This window comes from Streptomyces sp. NPDC001922 (genome assembly GCF_042891165.1).
Classification (GTDB): domain Bacteria; phylum Actinomycetota; class Actinomycetes; order Streptomycetales; family Streptomycetaceae; genus Streptomyces.
On sequence record NZ_JBIASV010000023.1, the window covers coordinates 17,436 to 38,053 of the forward strand.

At 68.4% G+C, this 20,618-nt stretch carries 16 protein-coding genes and 3 pseudogenes; 8 read left to right on the plus strand and 11 right to left on the minus strand.

Annotated features, from left to right (window positions below; genetic code table 11):
* Positions 1–183: 183 nt before the first annotated feature.
* From ACFYYR_RS31295 to ACFYYR_RS31305, 3 genes and pseudogenes are all read right to left on the minus strand, one after another.
* A pseudogene (locus tag ACFYYR_RS31295) lies at positions 184–519 on the minus strand (helix-turn-helix domain-containing protein); the annotation flags it as partial.
* A 4-nt stretch (positions 520–523) separates the two neighbouring features.
* Positions 524–832, minus strand: a complete 309-nt coding sequence (locus ACFYYR_RS31300) for a tyrosine-type recombinase/integrase (protein WP_388861182.1) — start codon at positions 830–832, stop codon at positions 524–526.
* Positions 766–918, minus strand: a complete 153-nt coding sequence (locus tag ACFYYR_RS31305; protein WP_388861242.1) for a hypothetical protein — start codon at positions 916–918, stop codon at positions 766–768. Before ACFYYR_RS31305 ends, ACFYYR_RS31300 begins: the two co-directional genes overlap by 67 nt.
* A 1,651-nt stretch (positions 919–2,569) precedes the next feature.
* On the opposite strand from ACFYYR_RS31305, the gene ACFYYR_RS31310 reads away from it, so the two are divergent.
* The 3 genes and pseudogenes from ACFYYR_RS31310 to ACFYYR_RS31320 all read left to right on the plus strand — a co-directional run bounded on the left by ACFYYR_RS31310 (position 2,570) and on the right by ACFYYR_RS31320 (position 3,837).
* Positions 2,570–3,109 carry a GNAT family N-acetyltransferase gene (locus ACFYYR_RS31310; RefSeq protein WP_388861185.1) on the plus strand — a complete coding sequence of 180 codons (540 nt, stop codon included), beginning with the start codon at positions 2,570–2,572 and terminating at the stop codon, positions 3,107–3,109.
* A 62-nt stretch (positions 3,110–3,171) separates the two neighbouring features.
* Positions 3,172–3,543: pseudogene (locus ACFYYR_RS31315) on the plus strand (phosphotransferase); the annotation flags it as partial.
* A 123-nt stretch (positions 3,544–3,666) separates the two neighbouring features.
* Positions 3,667–3,837, plus strand: a complete 171-nt coding sequence (locus tag ACFYYR_RS31320; RefSeq protein ID WP_388861188.1) for a hypothetical protein — start codon at positions 3,667–3,669, stop codon at positions 3,835–3,837.
* Between the two features lie 250 nt (positions 3,838–4,087).
* Here the strand turns inward: ACFYYR_RS31320 and ACFYYR_RS31325 are convergent, their stop codons facing one another.
* Both ACFYYR_RS31325 and ACFYYR_RS31330 read right to left on the minus strand, forming a co-directional pair.
* Positions 4,088–4,939: a DUF3626 domain-containing protein gene (locus tag ACFYYR_RS31325; RefSeq protein WP_388861236.1), complete on the minus strand. Its 852-nt coding sequence runs from the start codon at positions 4,937–4,939 to the stop codon at positions 4,088–4,090.
* A 23-nt stretch (positions 4,940–4,962) separates the two neighbouring features.
* Positions 4,963–5,796 carry a hypothetical protein gene (locus ACFYYR_RS31330; RefSeq protein ID WP_388861191.1) on the minus strand — a complete coding sequence of 278 codons (834 nt, stop codon included), beginning with the start codon at positions 5,794–5,796 and terminating at the stop codon, positions 4,963–4,965.
* A gap of 83 nt (positions 5,797–5,879) precedes the next feature.
* Between ACFYYR_RS31330 and ACFYYR_RS31335 the strand changes: the two are divergent.
* A pseudogene (locus ACFYYR_RS31335) lies at positions 5,880–6,363 on the plus strand (conjugal transfer protein TraA); the annotation flags it as partial.
* Here ACFYYR_RS31335 and ACFYYR_RS31340 read toward each other — a convergent pair.
* Both ACFYYR_RS31340 and ACFYYR_RS31345 read right to left on the minus strand, forming a co-directional pair.
* Positions 6,254–7,684, minus strand: a complete 1,431-nt coding sequence (locus ACFYYR_RS31340) for an FG-GAP repeat domain-containing protein (RefSeq protein WP_388861194.1) — start codon at positions 7,682–7,684, stop codon at positions 6,254–6,256. The pseudogene ACFYYR_RS31335 and the gene ACFYYR_RS31340 overlap by 110 nt on opposite strands.
* Positions 7,685–8,238: 554 nt before the next feature.
* Positions 8,239–10,131, minus strand: a complete 1,893-nt coding sequence (locus ACFYYR_RS31345; protein WP_388861196.1) for a Helicase associated domain protein — start codon at positions 10,129–10,131, stop codon at positions 8,239–8,241.
* Positions 10,132–10,801: 670 nt separating this feature from the next.
* Here ACFYYR_RS31345 and ACFYYR_RS31350 point away from each other — a divergent pair.
* From ACFYYR_RS31350 to ACFYYR_RS31365, 4 genes are read left to right on the plus strand one after another with little or no spacing between them, the layout of a single operon-like run.
* Positions 10,802–12,502, plus strand: coding sequence for a P-loop NTPase fold protein (locus ACFYYR_RS31350; RefSeq protein ID WP_351510461.1), 1,701 nt, complete (start codon positions 10,802–10,804; stop codon positions 12,500–12,502).
* Entirely contained in the window at positions 12,502–13,347 is an 846-nt protein-coding gene (locus ACFYYR_RS31355) for a hypothetical protein (RefSeq protein WP_351510459.1), read from the plus strand. Before ACFYYR_RS31350 ends, ACFYYR_RS31355 begins: the two co-directional genes overlap by 1 nt.
* On the plus strand, positions 13,344–14,615 hold the full coding sequence (locus ACFYYR_RS31360; protein WP_351510457.1) for a hypothetical protein: 1,272 nt from the start codon (positions 13,344–13,346) through the stop codon (positions 14,613–14,615). Before ACFYYR_RS31355 ends, ACFYYR_RS31360 begins: the two co-directional genes overlap by 4 nt.
* Positions 14,599–15,363, plus strand: a complete 765-nt coding sequence (locus ACFYYR_RS31365) for a TatD family hydrolase (protein WP_351510455.1) — start codon at positions 14,599–14,601, stop codon at positions 15,361–15,363. The genes ACFYYR_RS31360 and ACFYYR_RS31365 overlap by 17 nt, the downstream gene beginning before the upstream one ends.
* A gap of 60 nt (positions 15,364–15,423) precedes the next feature.
* Here the strand turns inward: ACFYYR_RS31365 and ACFYYR_RS31370 are convergent, their stop codons facing one another.
* From ACFYYR_RS31370 to ACFYYR_RS31385, 4 genes are all read right to left on the minus strand, one after another.
* Positions 15,424–16,254: a pentapeptide repeat-containing protein gene (locus ACFYYR_RS31370; RefSeq protein WP_388861201.1), complete on the minus strand. Its 831-nt coding sequence runs from the start codon at positions 16,252–16,254 to the stop codon at positions 15,424–15,426.
* Between the two features lie 148 nt (positions 16,255–16,402).
* Positions 16,403–17,473 (minus strand): AAA family ATPase, encoded by a 1,071-nt coding sequence (locus ACFYYR_RS31375; RefSeq protein ID WP_351510451.1) that lies wholly within the window; start codon positions 17,471–17,473, stop codon positions 16,403–16,405.
* Complete coding sequence (locus tag ACFYYR_RS31380) at positions 17,470–19,794, minus strand: Mu transposase C-terminal domain-containing protein (protein WP_388861239.1); 2,325 nt, start codon at positions 19,792–19,794, stop codon at positions 17,470–17,472. Before ACFYYR_RS31380 ends, ACFYYR_RS31375 begins: the two co-directional genes overlap by 4 nt.
* Positions 19,709–20,608 carry a hypothetical protein gene (locus tag ACFYYR_RS31385; RefSeq protein WP_351510449.1) on the minus strand — a complete coding sequence of 300 codons (900 nt, stop codon included), beginning with the start codon at positions 20,606–20,608 and terminating at the stop codon, positions 19,709–19,711. The genes ACFYYR_RS31380 and ACFYYR_RS31385 overlap by 86 nt, the downstream gene beginning before the upstream one ends.
* Positions 20,609–20,618: the final 10 nt, after the last annotated feature.

Here is a 20,618-nt window from a genome sequence, read left to right on the forward strand (position 1 = left end):
ATGGTCGACAGATTCCGTCCTGGTCGACCTTGGCCCGATGCCGGCAACGGCGGCAAGTACCGTCCCCGCCGCCGCGAGGCGCCCAGTTGATGCAGACGGTGCAGCTGCCCATGGGCCTCAACGGCCGCCCCCAGCCGTGGCAGCGGTCGCACCCGCCGATCCTCGTCTCCCTCGGGTCCATGAGTTCGGCGGCAGCCCTCGTCGGCCGGTGCCGCCGCTGCGGGGGACCGGCCGGACAGCGCCGCCCTCCCGCTGCTGGCCGACGGCCCGCTGCTGCGGCTGGTCACGCTCGGCCTGGTGCTGCTGCGGCTCGGCCTCCATCAGATCGGCGACCGTGCAGTCCAGGGCCGCGCAGATCTTGTCCAGGTCCTCCAGCCGAACCGTGATCGGCTTGTTCGACCACAGCGCGGCGACCTTGCTCAGGGAGGGATTGAACCCAACCTCCTGGAAGGCGGCCTGCAGCTGCGTCGGCTGCCAGATGTCCCGCCGGGCCGCGACCCAGCGCAGGTTCCACTTCACCGTCTCACGCCTCTCCGCTCAGCCGTCGCACCGCCCTGTGCGACGCCTCCAGACTCGCCTTCTCAGGATCGGACTTGACCGATCCGAGGTAGCCGACCGTGGTGGTTGCCCACTCGTGACCGAGGATCTTCTGCACGTCCCACAAGGCCATGCCGGACTCGTAGTTGTGTGTCGCGCACGCGTGCCGCAGGAGATGCGGATGGAGCTCGGTGACCGAACCCGACAGATGCAGCTTCGAGGCGGCCTTCAAGGACCGGCGGAACGCCCGGCCACGTCCCGTGCCCACGTGTACTCGGCCACGTCCCGTGCCCACGTGTACTCGGCCACGGCGTCGTGGAAGAACGCGATCTCGTCCGCGCTGTCCGAGATGGCGGCGGCCCGCCGCTGCAGCGTGAGCACGTCCGCCAGACCCTCCTCTGGCGGACGTGACTCACTCGGCGTGACTGCTGGCTGCGGGACCAGCGACAGCCGACGGCTTCTGGTTTCATCCACGAACCGGCAAATTACGGGGATCACTCGCAGAATCCGCCAGGAACAGCGGAGATCTCACACCAACGAGTGACTGCCCGGTACAGACCTTGGACCTGCTGAGATGCGGCTACGTCAGCATGAGGACCTTCGGGGAACCCATCGGACAACCACTTACCCGGAGCCGGGCTGCGGCCTGCTCGGGTCCGAGCGGGGTGTCGGCGGCGATCTCGATGGGGAGCCCTGCCAGTGGGGGCGGTTCGTTGCAACGGCTGGAGATGGATAAGGGGAACCTCGGTGAAGTGTCCCAGCTCAGCGCGGTGATCTTCGACCGCAGAATCCAGTCAGCTGGCGTATGCCTCGCCGCGGCCGGCCTACGGACCACAGCAACTCACCTCCGAGCGCCCCCAATGACCACCCGTCACCACTGCTCCTACCCCGCGGAAGAGGAGTCGAGCTCTAGCTTCTGGTGCAGCCGTCCGTCATTATGGTTTCCGCTGTCCAGGAGATCTGGACCAGGAACCTGTAACTCCGGCACCCAAATTTCCATGCGGGGTGCACGCAGTGTTGTCTCTACTGGGTCGAACGGCGATGGGAGCAGGTTTCCGTGCGATGGTTGAAGGTTCTTGGGGCGACCGTTGCGTCGGCTGCCCTTGTGGTGGCCACGAGCGGGACGGCGGAAGCCGACGCATGGGCAAGCAACGAGTGGGGGATGGGAACGTACCAGAGCGGCGGCGATGTCTTCTCGGTGAGCCACTTGTCTCCGGACCCGTTTTATGAACTCACCACTTTGGAGTGGAAAACCAACTACGGCAGGGCCGGTTATTGCGGCCCGAGTCGCGGCCGTGCGGTTACCTGCGATGAAAATCTCGCCGAAGGCAGGTACGTGGAGATTCGAGTGTGCACCCTGGCCGGAGTCTTCAGTTACTGCGGCGGATGGGAAGCCTCTCGGACCTGAGGCTTGTCCGGTAAATGATCTACGGCCCTGAGGGGCCATGTCCGTGCATAGGCCTGCCGACTACCTCGAACTGGCGCGTTGTCCGTACCCTCGTCTGGCAGGCGCTGGCCGCCCATCCCTCCACGGCGCCTGGCACTGTGACCCCGCGAGACGTCGCCCAGCGCAACCCGAGCGACGACCAAGAGGAACGGCGGCGTCCGAACCACGAAGCCGAAGGGGCGCAGTGCGGAGTAGGCCCCGGTCCCCATACGGGACGCAGTACGGCCGGGGCCGACCAGTCCGTACGGTTCGGCGGCGTGCTTCCCCGGGGGACGGGCGTGCACGCCTCTCCCGGGAGAACGACTCCGGCCGCGGCCGGGACACGGCAGTCCCGCTGATGGGGACCTTTGAAAACGGCCGGGGCTGCTCCTCGCCCCACTTGCTTGGTCTTTGAACTGTCTGGGGAAGATGGGGAGCGGAGAGCGGTCCGTGATCACCAGAATGCAGGTTTTGGCGTACCTGGTGACTGGCGGATGGATCGGATCGGGCCTGCACGGCCCCGGTGGTGAGTGTGGTGCCCGGGCCGTTGGCTTGATCGGTCCGCGAGCCTTGATCGTTGCCGAGCCTGCTGATTAGTTGGTCGGCATGACTGAACTCGGACCCGTCGCCTGGCCGCCTGCCCCGATCAGGACCGAGCGGCTCGTGCTCCGAGAGCCCGAGGCCCGGGACCGTGCGGTGTTCATCGAGCTGCTGGCGTCGCCAGAGGTGCACACCTACCTTGGCGGCCCCCGGCCGTGTGACGAGCTTGAGCGCGAGATGCCCGGGGTGCCCGAGCGGTGGCCGGGGAGTTTCGTCGTTGATCTCGACGGGGCGATGATCGGCCAGATCCTGCTCAGGAGGGCAACGGAGCATCGTCGCCCGGCTGCTGCGGGGAAGGCCGATCTCGGCTACCTGTTCCTGCCGCGGGCGTGGGGATTCGGGTATGCCGCCGAGGCGTGCGCGGCGGCACTCGATTGGTTCGACGGCGTCCTTCCCGGCGAGCCGGTGGTGCTCACCACCCAGACCGCCAACGTCGGTTCGATGCGCCTCGCGGCAAAGCTGGGGTTCACCGAGGTGGAGCGGTTCCAAGCCTGGGACGCCGAGCAGTGGCTCGGCTTGCGGTCCCCGGTCACGCCGTCTGCTTGAGCTCGTGCTCGACGGCGCGGAGCCCCAACGCGACAGGCCCTGCTAGGACGGAGCCCAGCGCGGATGCCGTTGCGGCCCACGCGTGGGAGGGCCCGCCGGTGTGGGTGCACGGCGACCTCCATCCCGCGAACGTCGTCGTCTCGGACGGAACGCTCTCGGGCATCGTCGACTTCGGCGACATGTTCGCCGGCGATCCAGCGTGGGACCTCGCCGCCGCATGGGTGCTGCTACCCGCGGGCACGGCCTCACGGTTCTTCGACATGTACGCGCATGCAGACGAGGCGGCGATCCGGCGCGCCCGCGGGCTGGCCGCTATGAAGAGCCTCTTCCTGATGCTCATGGGGCAGAACGGAGATCGGGGGCTTCCCGGCGGCAAGCCGAACTGGGGACCTGCAGGCCAGGCGGCACTTGATCGTGTTCTGACGGGCGTTTGACGCACGCTTCTTTGAACGTGTTATCGATCTTGGTTAAGGGGGCATGCGGCATCCCACCCTTCGTGGGTTCATCGATCACCACGCGTGGGTGGGAATGCCAAGGTCCACGGCCGTATGTTGCCCGTGGCCCCGATCGAGCTGGCGGAGCTTCTCCTCAGCGCCAGCCAGGCTGACCTGGAGACCTTCGACCTCGCCGAGCCAGCCTTCCGTCTCGGCTTCGTCGATGCGGGCGAGGAGGTTGTCGCGGATGTCGACGAGCCGTGCCCGTTGGGCCGGATCCGGCCGGAGGAGTGAGCATCTGACACAAGCGTGCTCATGAATACAAGGGGACCCGAAGGCGCGTGCGCAGGTGCCGATGGACACCTTCCGCTTCTCGAAGTGGCCGAGGAAATCGTCCCATTCCTCGCTGGTCGGCGTGCGGTACTCCTGGCCGGGCGGAGGGCTCGCCGGCGGGCGATGAAGGCCCGGTGTGCCTCGATGGCCTCGTCGGGGTAGATCGCTAATGGTGCAGTCGGGTATTGGAACTGCCCGAATGTATGCCTGATCACGCGTTGCGTTCCTCGGGTGTTCCGAAGCGTGCCAGGCAGTGCCACACCTTCTTGAGTGCTTGTTGGTCATGGAGTCCGGTGCGTGCGGCGTCACCGATGATCCGGGGCGTGAGGTGACCGTCGACGGCGATTTTCGCGCCCAGTTCGACGTACTCGTGTCCGCGGTAGCCCGGGTGGAGTGCGAGTTCTTCGATGGTGAGTCGGAGTCCCGGGTGCCAGTCAAGCCGACATGGCAGGCGGCGGGCGGCGGCTTCCACGTCCGTGCCTCGATAGCTTGGGTCCAGAACGAGTGCTTCGACGTCGCGGGCCAATATGAGTGGGCCGTGCACCTGTGCCTCGATGTAGTCGTCGAGTGCGTCCTGGTCGTCGTTCTCAGCCAGCTCTATGAGGGACAGGCTGGCCGCGACGCCGAAGGCCATTGGTTCGAAGAAGCTGTCCGGGTAGCAGAACGTGGCTCGGGTGAGGGCCTCGGCAGTCAGTCGAAGGTGAGCGGAGCCGAACCGGGGCGCCCCACCGAGTGGCTTGCGCCGGAAGTTCAACGCGCCGTAGACAGGTCGCTCGTGTGCGGGTGCGTGGTCATAGGCACCTCCGAAAATCCGGCTCTCCCAGCGCCATCGGTCACCGCCGAGGTGGGCTGTCAAGCCGCCGTTGCTGGTGCCGGTGACGAACTGCGAGTGATAGATGCCGTCCTCGGCCAACGCGAGCAGGATCGGTCGACCGCGCACTGTGCGGTCGGGGTGAAAGTTCAGGGTCACCCTCAGCACGGGGTCGACCGGGGCGCCGGACGACAGCGAGGCGACGTGGCGGATGGCCTGTTCCTGCGGAGACGGGGCTGGATCAGCGTTCATCAGCGCAGTGTGCCCGAGCGTGATCAATGTGTGCATCTGCGTTGGCTGACGTCGGCGGCGTAGGCGGCCCAGTCTCCGGCGGCGGCTCGCTGCCATTTGACGGCGACGGTGATGTCGATGCCGAGGGTGCGGGCGAGGACGGCGGCGGGCAGTTCGGTTGCGAGTTGGAACAGCGCGGTCGAGCGGGTTTCGGCGAGGCGGATGCCGAGTTTGCGGAGCCTCTCGCCCATGGCCCAGACGCTGATCGACCGGCCCGGCTGGCCTCCGGGAAACAGCCAGGGAGAGTCTGTTCGGCCGAGGACGGCATGGCTGCGGCGAACCGCGACCTGTTGGAGGGCCAGTTCAGCGAGGGGTGCGGGGAGCTCGACCGGGACGGCGCCGAGGCGGATGCGGACGGCTCCGGCCATCTCCTCGACGTGGTCGACGGTGAGCCGCGAGATCGCGGCGGGCCACTGGGCGTAGAGGAGCAACAGCAGGCCGGCGAGGCGGTCTTCGGGCTTGAGGGTGTCGTCGTGCAGGAGGCGGCGGGCTGTGGCCCAGCGGGCCTCGTCGTCCATTGGCTGGGAAGGGCCGTTCCATTTCACGGCCGGGAAGCTGAGGTCACGGGCGATCTTCTGGGAGAGGGCCCAGCGCACGAAGTGTCCTGCTTCTCGACGGTGGCGGACGTCGTCACTGGTCAGCCAGCGTTCAAGGTCGCTCTGGCGGCAGATGGAAAGAGCCAGGTTCTGGCCCTCAAGCCAGTCGAGGAGATAGACGGGCGGCCCGCAGGTGCTGGCGGACGACGACGAGTTGGGTGTGCGTGATGTCCTTGCCGTGGCTGCGTCGGCGAATACGGCGAAGGAGGTGCCACGTCGCATACCGGTGCAGGATCTTGCGTCCCTCGGCGGTCGTGTGGGAGGTGACGAGATCTTTCACCCCTGCACCGTCTACCGGCTCGCCGAGCGAGCGAGCGAGGGCGGCGGCCGCGGCCGTGTGGGCGCGGGTGCGCCCGGTCGTCGACATCGCCCTGGCCGCCGTCCAGACGATCGCCGTGGTGTACGTGATGCGCGGGCCGCTCAAGTACCACCACCTCCTCGCCGAACCGCCACCTCGCCTACGTCCTGCACGGCCGCCCCCACCAGCCCGGCCTGGACGACCAGATCGTCCAAGAGGCCATCGACCACTACACCCGCCCGGTCGGCCGGGGCCGGATGATGACCGCCGACCTCCGCGCCCTGTACCCGCACGACACCGAGGACCAGGCCGTGCTGCGCCCCCTGGCCCGCAACCGGTCCGCCACCCCGTACGAGCGGGCCCGCCTCGCCGCAGGCGCCCTCACGGCCCGGGTCCACGCCGTACGCCGCGCGGACCGCCTGAACTCCCGGACCCGGCCGCGCACCGTCGCCGTGCCGGCCGCCCCGAGACCCAACCTGCACCCGGGCCGACCGTGAAGGATGCCTCGTCGCGGTCCGTGCCGTCGGTGATCCACCACCTGTCCCCGCCGAAGAGTGCCAGTTCTGCGCGGCCGTCGCCGTCCCAGTCGTGGGTGTCGAAGAGCTTGCCGTCGCTGGAGCCGTCGTCACCCGGCACGGAGCGCTTGGTGGCGCGCCAGGGCTTCGACCCGAGCCCGTGCTCAGAGCCGCCCCGCAGTACCTCGATCCGCGCGTCCCCTGTCTCTTTCTTCTTGGTGAGCTGGACGGCCAGGTCGTCGCAGCCATCGCCGTTGAAGTCTGCGGCGGCGAGCTTGCTGCCGAAGCCCTTCTTGAAGTCGCCGCCTTCCATGGTGACCCACTTCCCCGGCTCCTTCCCGTAGCGGACGCTGACCTGACCGCGCCGGTGAGGCGTGTCCTCCTCGTCGTCGCTGTCGACGAAGCTCCGGCCGACAGCGATGTCCTGCCGACCGTCGCCGTCGAAGTCGCCGAAGACGACGTTCTCGCCCTCCGGCAGCCGCTCGGGCTCCTTGCTCAGGCCGCCGGCGGTACGGGCGCCGCCGGTGAACAGCAGGGGCGGATCCCACGGGGAGTCGTAGAGCGCGAGATCGGTGGCGCGGTCGTCGTTCGCGTCCCCGGCGACCAGCACGGGTGTCGCGCCCTTGTGGACCGGGCTGGGGATCTTCACGGTCCGGGCGGGGGCGCCCGAGCGCTTGAACGGTCCCTTGAGGACGGCCAGTTCGCTTTGCTCATCGCCCGAGTCCTTGAAGACCGCGAGGTCGGTGTGGCCGTCCCCGTCGAAGTCGCCGGCGATCGGCGCGGTGTGGTAGCCGCTGCCCGGCAGCGGGACGCGCCCGTGCGGCCCGTCGGCCCGCGGGCCCTTGGGGCCTCCCCACAGGACCTGGGCGGCGCTGCTGACGACGAGGTCGGCGTGGCCGTCCTCATCCAGATCGGCGACCGTGGGCTGGAGCGGGTCGTCGCCCACCTGGATGTCGTCCGGCACACCGAGGTCGTCCTGGGTGAGGACGGTCGTGCGGTCGTGGTCCGGACCGCGCTCGGAGCCGGGCACGAGGACCGCGTCGACCTTCAACGACCGGGAGATCTCGTGCACCAGATCGGCGAAGCCGTCCCCGTCGAGGTCGGGGGTCGCGGGCGTGTCCTCAGACGCGGAAACGACCGGTCGGCAGGGACTGCCGGGTACCGGGCGCACACCGTCGTCGGACGGGAGAAGGACGAGGAACGCCACCACCACCGCCACCACGACGAGAGAGGCCACCACGGCGTGCCACACGCGCAGGTGGCGGAAGAACGGACCGCCTGCCGTCGGAAAGCGCATCAGCCCACTGCACAGGCGTGGACACGGGCCGCACAAGGAAGTGGATCATTCTGTTACCGGGGTGATGCACGAGGGCCCTGCCCCCGTAGCGGCCCACGGGTACGGAGGGCGGTGAGCCAGGGCCTCTGCCGGGAAGCGATGCGCGCGGCCCAACTACACGGTTGAGACCTCTGCCTGATCCTCACGCCGTCCGCTAGCTCACCGAGGACGCCGAGGGCGAGATCGAGGGCGTATCCGGCGGCAAGCCAAGCAGCACCTCCCGGATGTGGCCCGCCGACCAACGAGCCTGGCCAGCGCCCCTCTTGGGGACTCTGCGTACGGGTACCGGTGTCCGCGTCTCTTTGGCCGGGGCACGCATGATGCGCCAACCAGTGCGCGGGACGGTGACGGCGTGGACCAGGACGACGGCGGCCTGCCGCACGGTGCCGCCGTGGACCCACGTCCTGGTGAAGCGGACCTGATCGGCTGCCCAGTTGCCCAGACGCCGCCAGGGGCGCAGCCGCCCGAGCAGGTAGCCGGCCGCGAGCACGACAGCCGCGGTGACGACGTGCCCATCACGACCACCGCATCCCGATCGCGGACAGCTGCTCCACCCGCTCCGGGGACAGCGTCGCGGCCCGGCTGCGCTGGTTCCCGATCCACGCCCCGAGCCGGAGTTCCCGCGCCTCCTGGTCGTCGCCGACGATCCGTTCGATGTGCTTCCTCGGTACCCGCAGGTGTCCCTCGCGCTCGTAGAACTGCTGGGCGGCCTCATAGTTGAGCGCCCATTTGTCGGCCTGTGTGCGGCGTGGGGTCGGCTTTTCGTCCTCGGGTGCGGGCTCGATCCCGAGGACCTGTTCACACATCCACTGCTGGACGGTGGTGAGGTTGTCCCAGCCGAGGCGCTGCGCGCGTACCCAGCGTCCGAGGTCCTCGCCGCGGTGTACGACGACGCCCGGCTCGACGGGTAGCTCGCCGCCGATCTCTTCGAGGTGGAGGCGGGTGAGGTGGAAGGCGCGCTGCCATTCCACGGGCCAGGCCGGGCACCAGGATGGGTCGATGTCCTCCAGTTGCTCGCGCCGCATCTCCGACAGCGCTCCGGCCGACGACTCGACGGGGAGGCCCTCGGCCCGCCGCTTCTCGTTCTCGGCAGCCTTGCGGGCGGCGGCCCGCGCGTTCTTCAACCAGATCCCCACCCGGTACCCCTGGTGCGTGGCATCCAGCGGGGCCAGGAGGTGCCCGTTCGTCTCGGCCCACCCGCGCGCGGCGGACAGGCCTTCCTCCCACGCGACGTCGAAGTGCGACCACACCATGCCCAGCTTCTCCAGCTGCTCGACGCGGCCGGTGTCCATGTCGCCGCGGGCGTAGAAGCGCCGGTTGTCGGCGATCCACTGCCCGAGCGGGAAGTTCGCGAGCGAGGCCGGCCACCCGATCCCTTCCGCCTCTTCACCCTCGGGCACGCGGTAGGTGAACGGCACCTTCAGGTCACCGTGCTCGCGGGCGAAGATGACGGCGGCCTCCACCCCGCGCCGCCAGTGCTCGTGCTCCGGGTTGAGGACCCGCAGGTTGATGAACGCCGCCAGCTGCGCCGGTTCGCGCGGCGTGCTGAACTTCAGCAGCTTCCGCGCGGACGCCGACGGCCCGCCGGCCCCTGTCCCCTCGCCCCGGCTCTCCGCGCCCTGCGCGGCCTTCGAGGCGGGCTTGTAGGCGCTGGGCGCCTGCTGCTCGGCGAGCTGCTCCACCACCCGGGCGTCGTGCGCCCTGAGTGCCTCCAGCAGCTTCGCCAACCCGCCGAACGCCCGGCTGGTGAGCATGTTGTCCGCCGTCTCGCCGGGCCCGAGCAGCACCGGCACCACGAGGGATGCGACCTTGCCCTCGCCGGGCTGCATCCGCAGCGCGCGGCCGACGGCCTGGACGAGGTCGGGCATGGAGCCGCGCACGTCGGCCCAGTACACGGAGTCGCAGTTCTTGGTGTCGACGCCCTCCCCGAGGACCTTCACCGAGCCCAGGAAGCCCTTCTCCACGACTGTGCCGTCCGTGGCGACCCCGGCCGCGAACTCGCCCAGCACCCGGCGCCGGTGAATGGGCTTGTGCTCACCGCACAGCCAGTCCGCCCAGATCGTGCGCGGGTACAGCTCAGGGTCCGCGGTGTGCAGCTGCGCGGCGACGTCGGGCAGGCCGGCCGCGAACGCCTCGGCCTCTTTGACCACGTGGTGGAAGACGAGCGTGCGCCGGAAGGTCTCCTCCGAGGACGCCTTGAGCAGCGCGGTCTGGAGGGCTGCGAGCCGGGCCCCGCGGACCTCGTCCGACCGGCGCTCAGTACCCAGGAGCTGCACGGCCTGGAGCTGCGTGTCGGTGATGTCCACGCACACCACCTGGTACGGCGCGCAGATCCCCCGGTCGATCGCCTCCGAGAGGGGCAGCGTGTAGCAGCGGGCACCGAACGGTCCGTCCGGGTCGTCCTCCATCGAGGCTATGTCGTCTCAATATGTTTGCAGCACGTGACTATGCTTCAAGCTTCTGACCTGCACACCTTCACATGCTGAGAAGGTGATCTTCCGGGCGATTGGCTGCTGAAATCTCGCGGACTGGTCGTACGTCGGAGCTGTGAACTGCTCTTGTGCAGATCATGAGACGCGGCGTCACTTCCACTGAGACGACCTTGGGCGCGGCAAGGTTTTGTGGCGGGATGCTGAGCGTGCCCCCGGCGTGGGCTGCCGTAGTTGTGCTGATGGGGGAGCGGCCGTGATATCACGGCTGGCCAGCGCGGCCAGCAGCGGACACCTCTGCGCGTAGGCGCCTCCGGCCCCGGGGCCTCGCTCCCTGGCTCCCCGCCGGAAGTGGTCTCAGCGGGTCGAACAGGCTGCAGTGGCCGGTCACGTTCGATCTTGATGTGGTTGCCGCCGGCGTGCTTGCTGGCGTGTCGCTTTCCGAGCTCGCGTCGGCGCCGTGGTATGTATGGTTTTGATTGGAGGGTGATGCTGCTGGTTTGGCATGGGACTCTTCGATGTGTGCCTGATCACCTGTGCTCGCTGCTGCTGTAGCGCCGTTTCGTCCGCTGGTAAGCGGTGTGGAGACGGGAATCCGTCGGTGGGGTGAAACGGCGAGCGTGTGGATCGGCCTGCCGGGGGGCACCTGATGAGTGAACTGCAGCTGTGGGATGACAACCCGACGACGGTGGATCTTCTGGGATTCGCTTCGATCGTCGACACTGTCGTGGCCGCCTTGCGGTCGCCGTCTCTGGACCCCGTGACGATCGGTATCAACGCCCCCTGGGGTGGAGGGAAATCCACCGTCCTCGGCCTCTTGCATCAGGTTTTGGACCAGGAACCCGGATATCGCGTCATCCGTCTCGATCCGTGGGAGTTCGACGACCAGTTCGACGTGCGTGGCGCTGTCATCGGTGAAGTCCTGCAGGACCTGCTGACGGCCTACCCGGACGCGGGTCTCGAGGATGCTGCGAAGGGTCTCCTGGAACGGATCAGCTGGTCACGTGTTGCGGCCAGTATGGCTCGCGGTCAGCTCGTGGCGCAGACCGAAGACCTCGTCAAAGCCTTCACGCCGCAGCCGAGGCATGACGCCAAGAGCCTGGCGGGATTCCGCAGCGAGTTCGCCAAGCTGCTTCAGGACGTGGAACCTCTCCAGCGCCTCGTTGTCTTGGTGGACGATCTAGACCGGTGCCTGCCGGACGCCGTGATGGCCACGTTGGAGGCCATCAAGCTGTTCCTGTCCGTCAAGAAGGTGGCGTTCGTCCTAGCGGCCGATCAGGAGATGGTGCGCGAGTCCATTGCTGTCAGTCTTGACGCTACGGGCCGCGGCGAGCAGTTCGCACTCCGCTACGTGGAGAAGATTGTTCAACTGCCGCTGTCTTTGCCGCGTATCAGTACGGACGAGGCGGGCGCCTTCATCGCTCTCCTGCTTTCACAGCGCCGGTGCGAACAGGAGGGGGACTATGAGCGGCTGGTTACGCACGCCCAGCAGCGTCGCGCGCAGGGACGCTCACCAGTTCTGGCCGACATGCAGGACCTGCCGTGGGTGCCCGACGCCGACACTCTGGCACTGGCCAGCCGCTTTGCCGCAGGCCTGGCCGCGCACCGTACGGGAAGCCCTCGCAGTATCAAGCGGTTTTTGAACGCATTCGCGCTGCGCACCCGCATCGCTGAGCGGCACGGCATCAACATCGACGCCTCGGTGATCGCCAAGCTCATGCTGCTGGAGGACAGCCACGGCAAGGACTTCGAGACACTCGTCCGTCTACAGGAAGCCCAGCGGGCCGAGCTGTTGGAACGCTGGCAGGCCTGGGGTCGGGACGAGGAGAAGGACAAGCCCGCTGAGGTCACCGAGGACAGCAGAGAATGGGCCGCATCGGATCCCGATCTCACCACCGCGCCGATCGGCCCGTACCTGAGTCTGGCCGCATCGCTGGTCAGTCTCACCGCCGCCGCGTCCCTGACACAGCAGCAGCTCACCTGGGTCAGTGACTTGGCGAGCGCCTCTGAACCACACCGGCGTGACGCCCAGGCCGAGATCGTGACCGCGCTGGTCACCGACCAGCAGGCTGTCGTCGACGCCCTGGTTCAGCGCGCCCGCCGCGAGTCGGACACCGATCCGCTGGCCGAGTCACTGGTGCATATCGCAATCCACACCCCCGAACTGCGGTCAGCCGTCGCGCAGGGGCTGTGGGAGATCCGCAAATACCTCATGCCCGGAGCCGTCGTCGACATGGACAGCAGCGGCGTCGAGGAACTGCAGGCGCTGATTCCGCAGCTGGCCGAGGCCACCGACATCGAGCCGGCGACGCAGGAAAATGCACGGATCACGACCGCAGGCAGTAACTGATGGGCACTTCCGGTTCCTACGGAGGGAGCGGCAACGCGGACTGGAAGCACGCCCACGAAGCGTTCGACGCCCTGCCCGCCTCTGTGTCCTCCGGCAGTGGCTCCCAAGCTCCGCCCGACCTCCCGGACGGTCAGGAGCAGCTCCTCGACAGCGTGCTCAGCGCGCTGTCCACCGCTCTACAGAAAGACGACGCCGACCGCGGGAGGCCACCGGCCAACCCGTACGCGCTCTCCGGGCTGTTGGCCTCTCCCCGACGCGGCGGCAACGGGGGCGGCGGCGGAGGGGGAGGCACCCGCAACCTCGTCGGAAGAGCTGGTGCCGGTTCAAGACGCCAGGTCATCAAGGGATCCTCCCGCGGCGCCGCTGCTCTGGCCGGCGCCTACGCATTGCGAAACGGGGACGCGGCCCGACTGCGAGAACTCGGCCTGGACCTCGCCGAACTGCGCAGCCTGCGCCCGCTCGCGCAGGTCTCGCGCATCCTGCAGACGGTGCTCGGTGACGCGGGCCACCCCGATGAGGCGGCCCTGCGCAAGGCCGCTACCAGGTACGTTAAGGCCGTGCTCGTCGATCCTGATCCACCCGCGCAACAAGACGGTCTGCGCGGACTCGTCACTGAATGGATCTACGAACTCTCGCTGGTCGAACTCGGATCACAAAAGGCACAAGGAGACCTGACGGCGCAGGAAGCGATCAGCAAACAACGATGGGTCCGCTCCTGGCTTGAGCGCCGCCTCAAGAACATCGATGTCCCCGACACGCGCCGCATGACCGTACAAGAGTTCACCGCAACAGCGGCCAAGGTGACCGGGGAGGCACTGCGCATGCTCCGCGCACGACGCTCATGACAACTGCTCTCGAAGTGTTGCCCCACGACGCCCAGCAGCACGAACCCTCCGCCACGGCCCTGCGTTGGGCCCGCACCGCTGCCCACAGTCCCACGCCGGAAGTGGCCGGCGATCTTGGATGGGACCTCGACCTGATCGGCGCCGTCCCCGTGGAGGCCTCCGACCTGGTGCGCATCGCTGCTGCGGCCTACCTCGCCGATCGCAGAACCCCCCGCCCCACCACGTTCGTAAGGACATTCGAACTCGCCGTCCACACCGTCAATCCCGAACCCTGGAACAGTGCACCCGGTGAGCTGACCGAAGAGCTCCTGCACTGGCTGACCGGTGACGTATGGCACCTGCGCGCCGTGCCCGCCACCGTGACTGCCCGTACGCGCGCCCCCCTCGTGCCCGCCGATGACGTCATGCTCCTCAGCGGCGGGCTTGACTCGCTGTGCGGAGCTGCCGATCACTTGCAGGACGGCACCGAGCGGATCTATCTCAGCCACTACGACGGCAGTACCGCAGTACGGAGCGCGCAGAACATGGCCAACTCCTGGCTGCAAGGCCGCGTCTCCTCCCCCCTGCGCCACCACAGCATCAAGATCCGCCCCAACGGTACTCCCGCTGAATCCACCTCACGGAGCCGCAGCTTGCTGTTTGCCGCGCTTGCAACTGCCACGGCGGCCACCGCGTCGAGCCCGCAGGTGACCGTGCCCGAGAACGGATTCACCAGCATTAACCCGCCACTGGCCACCGCACGTGGCGGTGCCCTGACCACCCGGTCCACCCACCCAGGCACCTTCAGCCGCCTCAATGCCCTTCTGGCCGCCACAGCTATCCCCGTCACCATCGGCAACCCCTATCTCCACTGCACCAAGGGAGAGCTCCTGGAACGGGCCCACAACCGCGCCGGAGACGCGCTCCTTGCCGCTGCCGCCGCGACTGTCTCGTGCGGAAAACTCGACGGAGGCCGCTACAAGGGCGGCAACGCCAACCTCAACTGTGGGCTGTGCGTGGCCTGCTTTGTGCGTCGCGGATCCTTTACCGTCGGCCCCCGCCACGACCCCACCGTCTACCTCGTCGACCATCTGGCGGGCCCCTCACGGGAATTGCTGCTCAAGCGCCGCCGGAGAGACGTCCTGGATGTCCAGCAGGCCTACCTCAACGGCATCGACGAAATCGATATCCTCGCCGTAGGCAATCTGCCTCCCGAAGCCGACATTGATGCCATCGTGGATTTGTGCCAGCGAGGCATTCAGGAACTGAGCCGTGTCCCTCTTCCCTAACGAACTGCCCGCGCTGGACTGTCACGCCCACATCGCCCCTGACGTGACTGACTCCCAGATCAGCGCCTTGAACGGAGCCGTTGTCTTTGCGGTGTCGCGCACCCCGGCCGAGACCGACCACGCCCTGCGACGCCGCGACCCCACCCTGGTCTGGGGCACTGGCGTGCACCCGGCGGTGCCCGCCGCCCTCAAAGACTTCAACCCACACCAGTTCCGCACCACACTGCAGCGGACCTGCTTCATCGGAGAAGTCGGGCTCGATCGCCGCGGCAGCCTCGAACTGCAGCGGTCCGTCCTCACCCAGATCTTTACCGCCGCCCGCGATGAACCGGTCCTCCTCTCGCTGCACAGCAGCGGACGTACCGCTGCTTTGATGGACCTGCTCACCAGCCACCCGCATCCGGGGATCATCCTGCACTGGTTCCTCGGTACTCCCGAAGAGCGGCAGCATGCCATCAGCCTGGGTGCCTACTTCTCCGTCAACGCCGCCATGCCGGACGAGACACTCGCGGCCTTCCCTCTGCAACGCCTTTTGCCCGAGACCGACTTTCCCGCCAGCAGACGTGCCACCGGCGCGGCCCGTCCAGGAGTTGTTGCCCCGCTCGAACAGCGGCTGGCCGTGCTCCACGGCACGACACCCCAGATGATCAGGCGCCGTTTCTGGCAGAACCTGCGCGAATTGACGACCCGTACCCAAGTACTGGACCGCCTGCCGGAGCCCATCGCGGACTGGGCCCTGGAAGCCTGACCGCTTCCCTGCGGCGCACGCCCCGCCACCACAGCACGAACCCCGCGGCCCAAGGGCCCGTCACTCACTCGGAGAGAGGCGTGCGGCGACTGCACTGTTCGCGGCAACTGCATCCGGCAGCACGCAGCCGATCAAGCTGCCGGCCTGAAGCACCTGAGCGGCCGTCAGGCCCAACGCGGAGGACAGGTCGGCACAAGTGAGGTCGGCGCCTTTCAGATCGGCGTCGGTGAGATCGGTTTTCGTGAGATCAGCCCCTTTGAGGTTGGCGTCTCTGAACCTCGCACCGCGCAGGTTCGCTTCACTGAGCCTGACCCCCTCCAGCCGGGCCCCGTTCAGGTACGCGCCGGCCAGTTGCACCTTCCGCAGATGCAGGCCGGCCAGGTCCACCCGCATACCACTGCCACCACGTCGTGGGCGCGCCGCGGTGAGCGCGCGCAGCGCTTCTTGGACCTGCGCGTCCGGCTTCTTCGCCAACTGCGCTGTCGCCAGTGTCGTCGTCGCGGCAGGCGGTGCCTCCTTGCGGACGAATGCGTTGAGTACCCGTGCCGCAGCGTCGCCCTGATCTGGCGCATCCTGCACGATCTGCTCCATCGCCAGGACACCTCCAAGACGCACATAGGGCTCGCCGGAACTCAACCGTTCCAAGGCTTTCGTGAAGCGGTCGGTGACCTGGCCCCGCCGAGACAGCCGGAACGTACGAGCGGTATAGGTCAGGGCGATCCCGGCCCCAACCGCGGCGACCACCTGGACGACGGCGAGACGAAACTGGCCCACAGCCGCCGCCCGGCCGGGACCATCGAGCAAAGACCAGTCGTCGCTCGTCACCCATCGCGCCAGACGCACCGTCAGCGGAGTGAAAACAAGAGCCACCACTCCACCGAGCACCACCACACCGGATACTGCTAGGACGGCCGACCGCGTCCGCTTCCACCACATGCCATGTTTCTATCGGACGCAGCGCCCAGCGCGCACACCGTCGGGGTCAGCTGATCGCGAAGCCCCTTCGTACCGCTGGCTTCCCTCGTGGCCTGCCGGTTGCTCAGCGGTTGTCGCCGCGGCCGATGCGGATGTCGTCGAGGAGATCGCGGGTGATCGCTTCTGTGCCGGTCAGGTGCGCGGTTTCGATGGCTTCCTGGGCGGCCTGGCAGATGAGGTCGTTGAGGGAGTCGATGTAGCCGCCGGTGCGCTTGTGGAGGTAGCGGGAGAGCTTGACCAGGGTTCCGGGCTGGTGGTCGTGGAGGCGCAGGTCTTCTTCGAAGCCCTGGACGCAGCTGTGCCAGTCGTCGCCGTAGGGGATGGCGCCGGCCCACAGCACCGGAAGGTCGCTGAGGTAGGTCTTGCCCTTGATTCCCGGGGGCAGGGTTTTGCGCCGCTTGCCGTTGCGGGCGTCGTGCACGATCTCGCGGGCGCCGGTGCCGCAGAAGACGAACGTCGCGCGGGTGCGGTCCTGCAGGGCTTCGAAGTAGTCGAAGGCGCCGGTGATCTCGTTGTCCTGGATGCGGTCCACGCCGTCGACGAGGACCAGCTGGGTGCGGGCGTGGGCCATGACGTGGGCGACGGGCTCGGTCATGTCGGCCGGCCGGCGGGTGCGATCGGTGGGGTTGAGGGTGTGGTTGAGGCCGAGGAACTCGGCGAAGGGCAGCGACCAGTGCAGGTTGGTCTCCCGTTCGGGCGGGACGCTGAGGTAGATGACCGGGATGCGGTTGGCGTCCGAGCCCAGGTCGGCCTCGATCAGTCCCTGGAAGCCGCGGCCGATCTGGACGAGCAGGGTGGTCTTGCCGGTGCCGCGGTCCCCGTCGATGATCATGTTGGTGCTGCGGCCGACGCTGCTGAAGCGGTTCTTGCGCAGCTGGCGCCGAGCGTCGAGCAGACCGCGGCGCAGCGCCGGGGTGATGACCGGCAGCATCTCGCCGTGGTACATCAGCCGCGGGTCGCGGGGCCCGACCCGGGTGCCCTTGGGAGCGCAGTCCGCGAGGTCGGGCGCTTGGAGCGTGCGTGAGGCAGCGGCGTCCCAGCCCTCCCGAGTGGTCAGCAGTGGGGCCTCGATGGGCCGGGTCACGGCATGGGCGACCTCCGGGCTGAAAGTCCGGATCAGTTCTTCTCGGCTCACAGGCCTTCTCCGTTTGCTGCGTCGTCGTCGGACGCGCTGCCGTGGGGTATGGGGTCGTTGGGTAGGGGCGGGGTGGCAGGTCGGTCGTAGCCGAAGGCGAAGATGTCGGCCGCGTTGCCGCGCAGGCTGAGCGAGTCCGCGCCGGACGGACGGGACCAGGAGATCTGCTCATCCTCATGACCGTCGTCGTCGATGCTCTCGGGGGCGTCCGGTACAGCCGGCAGCGACTGATCCGGGGCAGCCGTGCGCGGTGGGGGAGTGGTGTCTCCGGCCGCCAGGATGTGTTCGGCGTCCATGGCCAGCGACGGTGCCCGCACGACTGTTGCCGGGTCGGGGTCGGGCACCCCTTCGTAGGGATCGGGGACGTCGACATCCAGGTCCAGCACGGGGCCGGTGAACAGCTGCGGCACCTGCTTGGCCTGCGGGTCGGGGCCGCGCCGGGCGCGCTCGCGCAGCGCGGACACCTCGCGTGCGATGCGCCGTTGGTCGTCCCTGTGGCCGCCGTCCTCCAGCACCCGCAGTGTGGCCTGTTCCCAGGTCCACTGGGTCCAGGCGTCGCTGATCAGGCGCTGGTGGATGAACTCGGCTTCCACCCAGTCGTCGGTGGTGTGGTCGTAGAGCCACACGAACCTGGGGGCGTAGGGGCTGTAGCGGATCTGCCACCGCATGCCCTGCCCGGGGATCTGGCTGTGCCGGTTCCTGTACTCCTGCAGGGCTTCGCTGTTGTAGGTGCGGTTGTCGATGGTGACGCCCTTGTCGGTCACCTTCAGCCGCTTGAACGGCAGCAGCTTGCGGTTCTCACGGGCAGTGAGCGGCAGCGGCACGTGGCCCTCGGCGGCCACCAGCGTCGCGTACATCCGGTTCGGGCTGACCGTGATCCCAGGCAGGAAGGGGCTGCGCAGTCCGTCGTGCGCAGTCTGCTGCCAGTCCAGGGCGATCCACTCATCGAGCAGGTCCTGCAGCTCGTTCAGACTCCACAGCGAACCCTCGGCGACGTGCTTGCCGCGCCGGGCGAGATCCGAACCGGTGTATCCGGCGACGTACTGCGAGAAACGCTTCTTCACCGCGCCGAAGGTGCTCTCGATGACGGCCTTGTCGGTGGCGGTACGCGTCCGGGCCGGGCGCACGTTGATGCCGAGCATGCGGCACACGTCGTCGAAGTGCTCACTGTTGAAGATCTTGCCGTGGTCGACGACGATCATCCGGGGCCGGATCACCGGCCGGGCCGCGGCGCCGGCCATGCGCGGATCGCAGGCCACCAGGTCCGCATAGGGCATCTCGGACCGCTCCGCCAGGGCCGACGGCGACCAGCCGGGCCGGCCGGGCATCGGCGCCAGAGCCTGCGCCAGCATCAGCACCGCGTCGAAGGACCGGGTGCCGCGCCCGCCCAGCCGACGGCCCCGCGGGCCGCGGCCGGGAACCTTCGGCACGATCATCGCGCCGATGATCGACCGCGACGCCACATCGATCGCCGCGGTCAGCTCGACCTGCACCGGCCGGCCGTCGTCACCGACCGCGATGATGTCCAGACCGGTGGAGTCGATCTGGACCTGCTCGCCCAGCCGGAGCGCCCACGTCGGCGTGTACGGGGCAGTGGCCCCGTTGGCCGCGTCCATCCGCCGCTGGGTCGGCCACCGCAGAGAGTCCACCGCAATGCCCAGCCGCTCCAGCAGCCGGTAGAAGGTGGCGCGAGAGATCATCAGCCGGTCGTACTCGTCGGGATGCTCCCGCTCCACAGCGGCCTGCAGCCGCTCGTACAGGCGAGTGCCGTGCCCGTCGGACTCGTCCCGCCCCGCTTCCACTTCCGCCAGCAGCAGCCGTACCACCCGCTCGTCCGTGCGCCCCCACGGCGAGCCGGTCCCGACTTCGCGGACCAGGCCGAACACGCCCCGTGCCTGATAGGCGCGTCGGCGGCGCTCGATCGTGCTGACCGAGGAGCTCTTGAACCCCAGTGCTTTCAGTTCGGCGGCCTTGGCGGCGATGCGCTGGCGGACCGTGAACCGTGCCGGATCGTAGTTGGGGCGCGGCACCGTACCCTCCGCGGCATCCGGTGGCACGCCCTCGTCGATCTCCCGCAGATGCCGTTCCCAGTCCCGCACCGCCGCTCGCTCGGCCTGCGACAGCAACGACAGGCCGCTGGTGTCCGCCACCCTCACCGCATCCTGCACCTGGCCGTCATCGTCCAGGAGGGCGTAGTCCTCAGCGCCGACCACCGCCGCCACCAGGGCGCGGACGTCATGCCCCTGCTCGTCCAGACAGCCCAGCTGCACCTCGGCGCCCTGCAGTGCCACCACACGGTACGTTCCGCCCTGCCACCGCACCCGGGCACCCAGCGGCAGCCCGCTCTGCTGCGCCGCCGCGGCCAGCGGTCCAACCGGCGTCATCCGTTGTCCTCCCAGGAGTGGTCGTTACCGGGACTGCCCATATTCGTGAGGTCGGGAGCAACGGCAGCGTCCGGTCGAAGTCCAGCGTGCCCGTCCACAGCAGATGCCAGATGTGACCGGCTGCCGGCAGCCCCAGGCCCGAGACGGCGGCACCCTTCTGCAGCGGGCGCGGCACGGCGAAGACGTCCAGCAGCACCTGCCGGGCTTGCGTCCCCGGGGCGAACTCGGCACCGCGGAAGTGCGCCATGCTCCGAAGCGAGGAGTGCAGTACGCCTTCAGGTACCTGAAGGGGACGGATCTGCCATCCGGCCGCGGCCGCCGCATGACGCAGCACCCGTTCCTCCAGTTCGGCCGCCCGGGCCGCCAGGCGGTGCGGGATGACGAACCGCCGGCCGTCGTGCGTGCGCGCGAAGAACGCTGGCCGTACCGTCCCCTGCCGTCCTTCGTGCTGCCAGTGCAGTTCGGCGACTCCGGACTGGAAGCAGGCGATGTCCGCATCGAAGTCGAGAAGCATCGCCGCGTCCATCTGGACCGTGCTGGAACACCACACGGTCACCCCGTTCGTCGCACAGAACCAGTCGGTCAGGATGGACCGCCGCCCCCGGTAGGCATGCGGCTCGGACAGCGGTGCACGCTCCTCCAGCGGTATATCGCGCAGCAGACCGGGCTCGTGCACCAGCGTGCGGCCTGCCGCACTGCGGTAGTGCACCCGCACGTCGATGTCTGTGGGCAGGCATTCCTGCTCGTTCAACGTGAGGCTG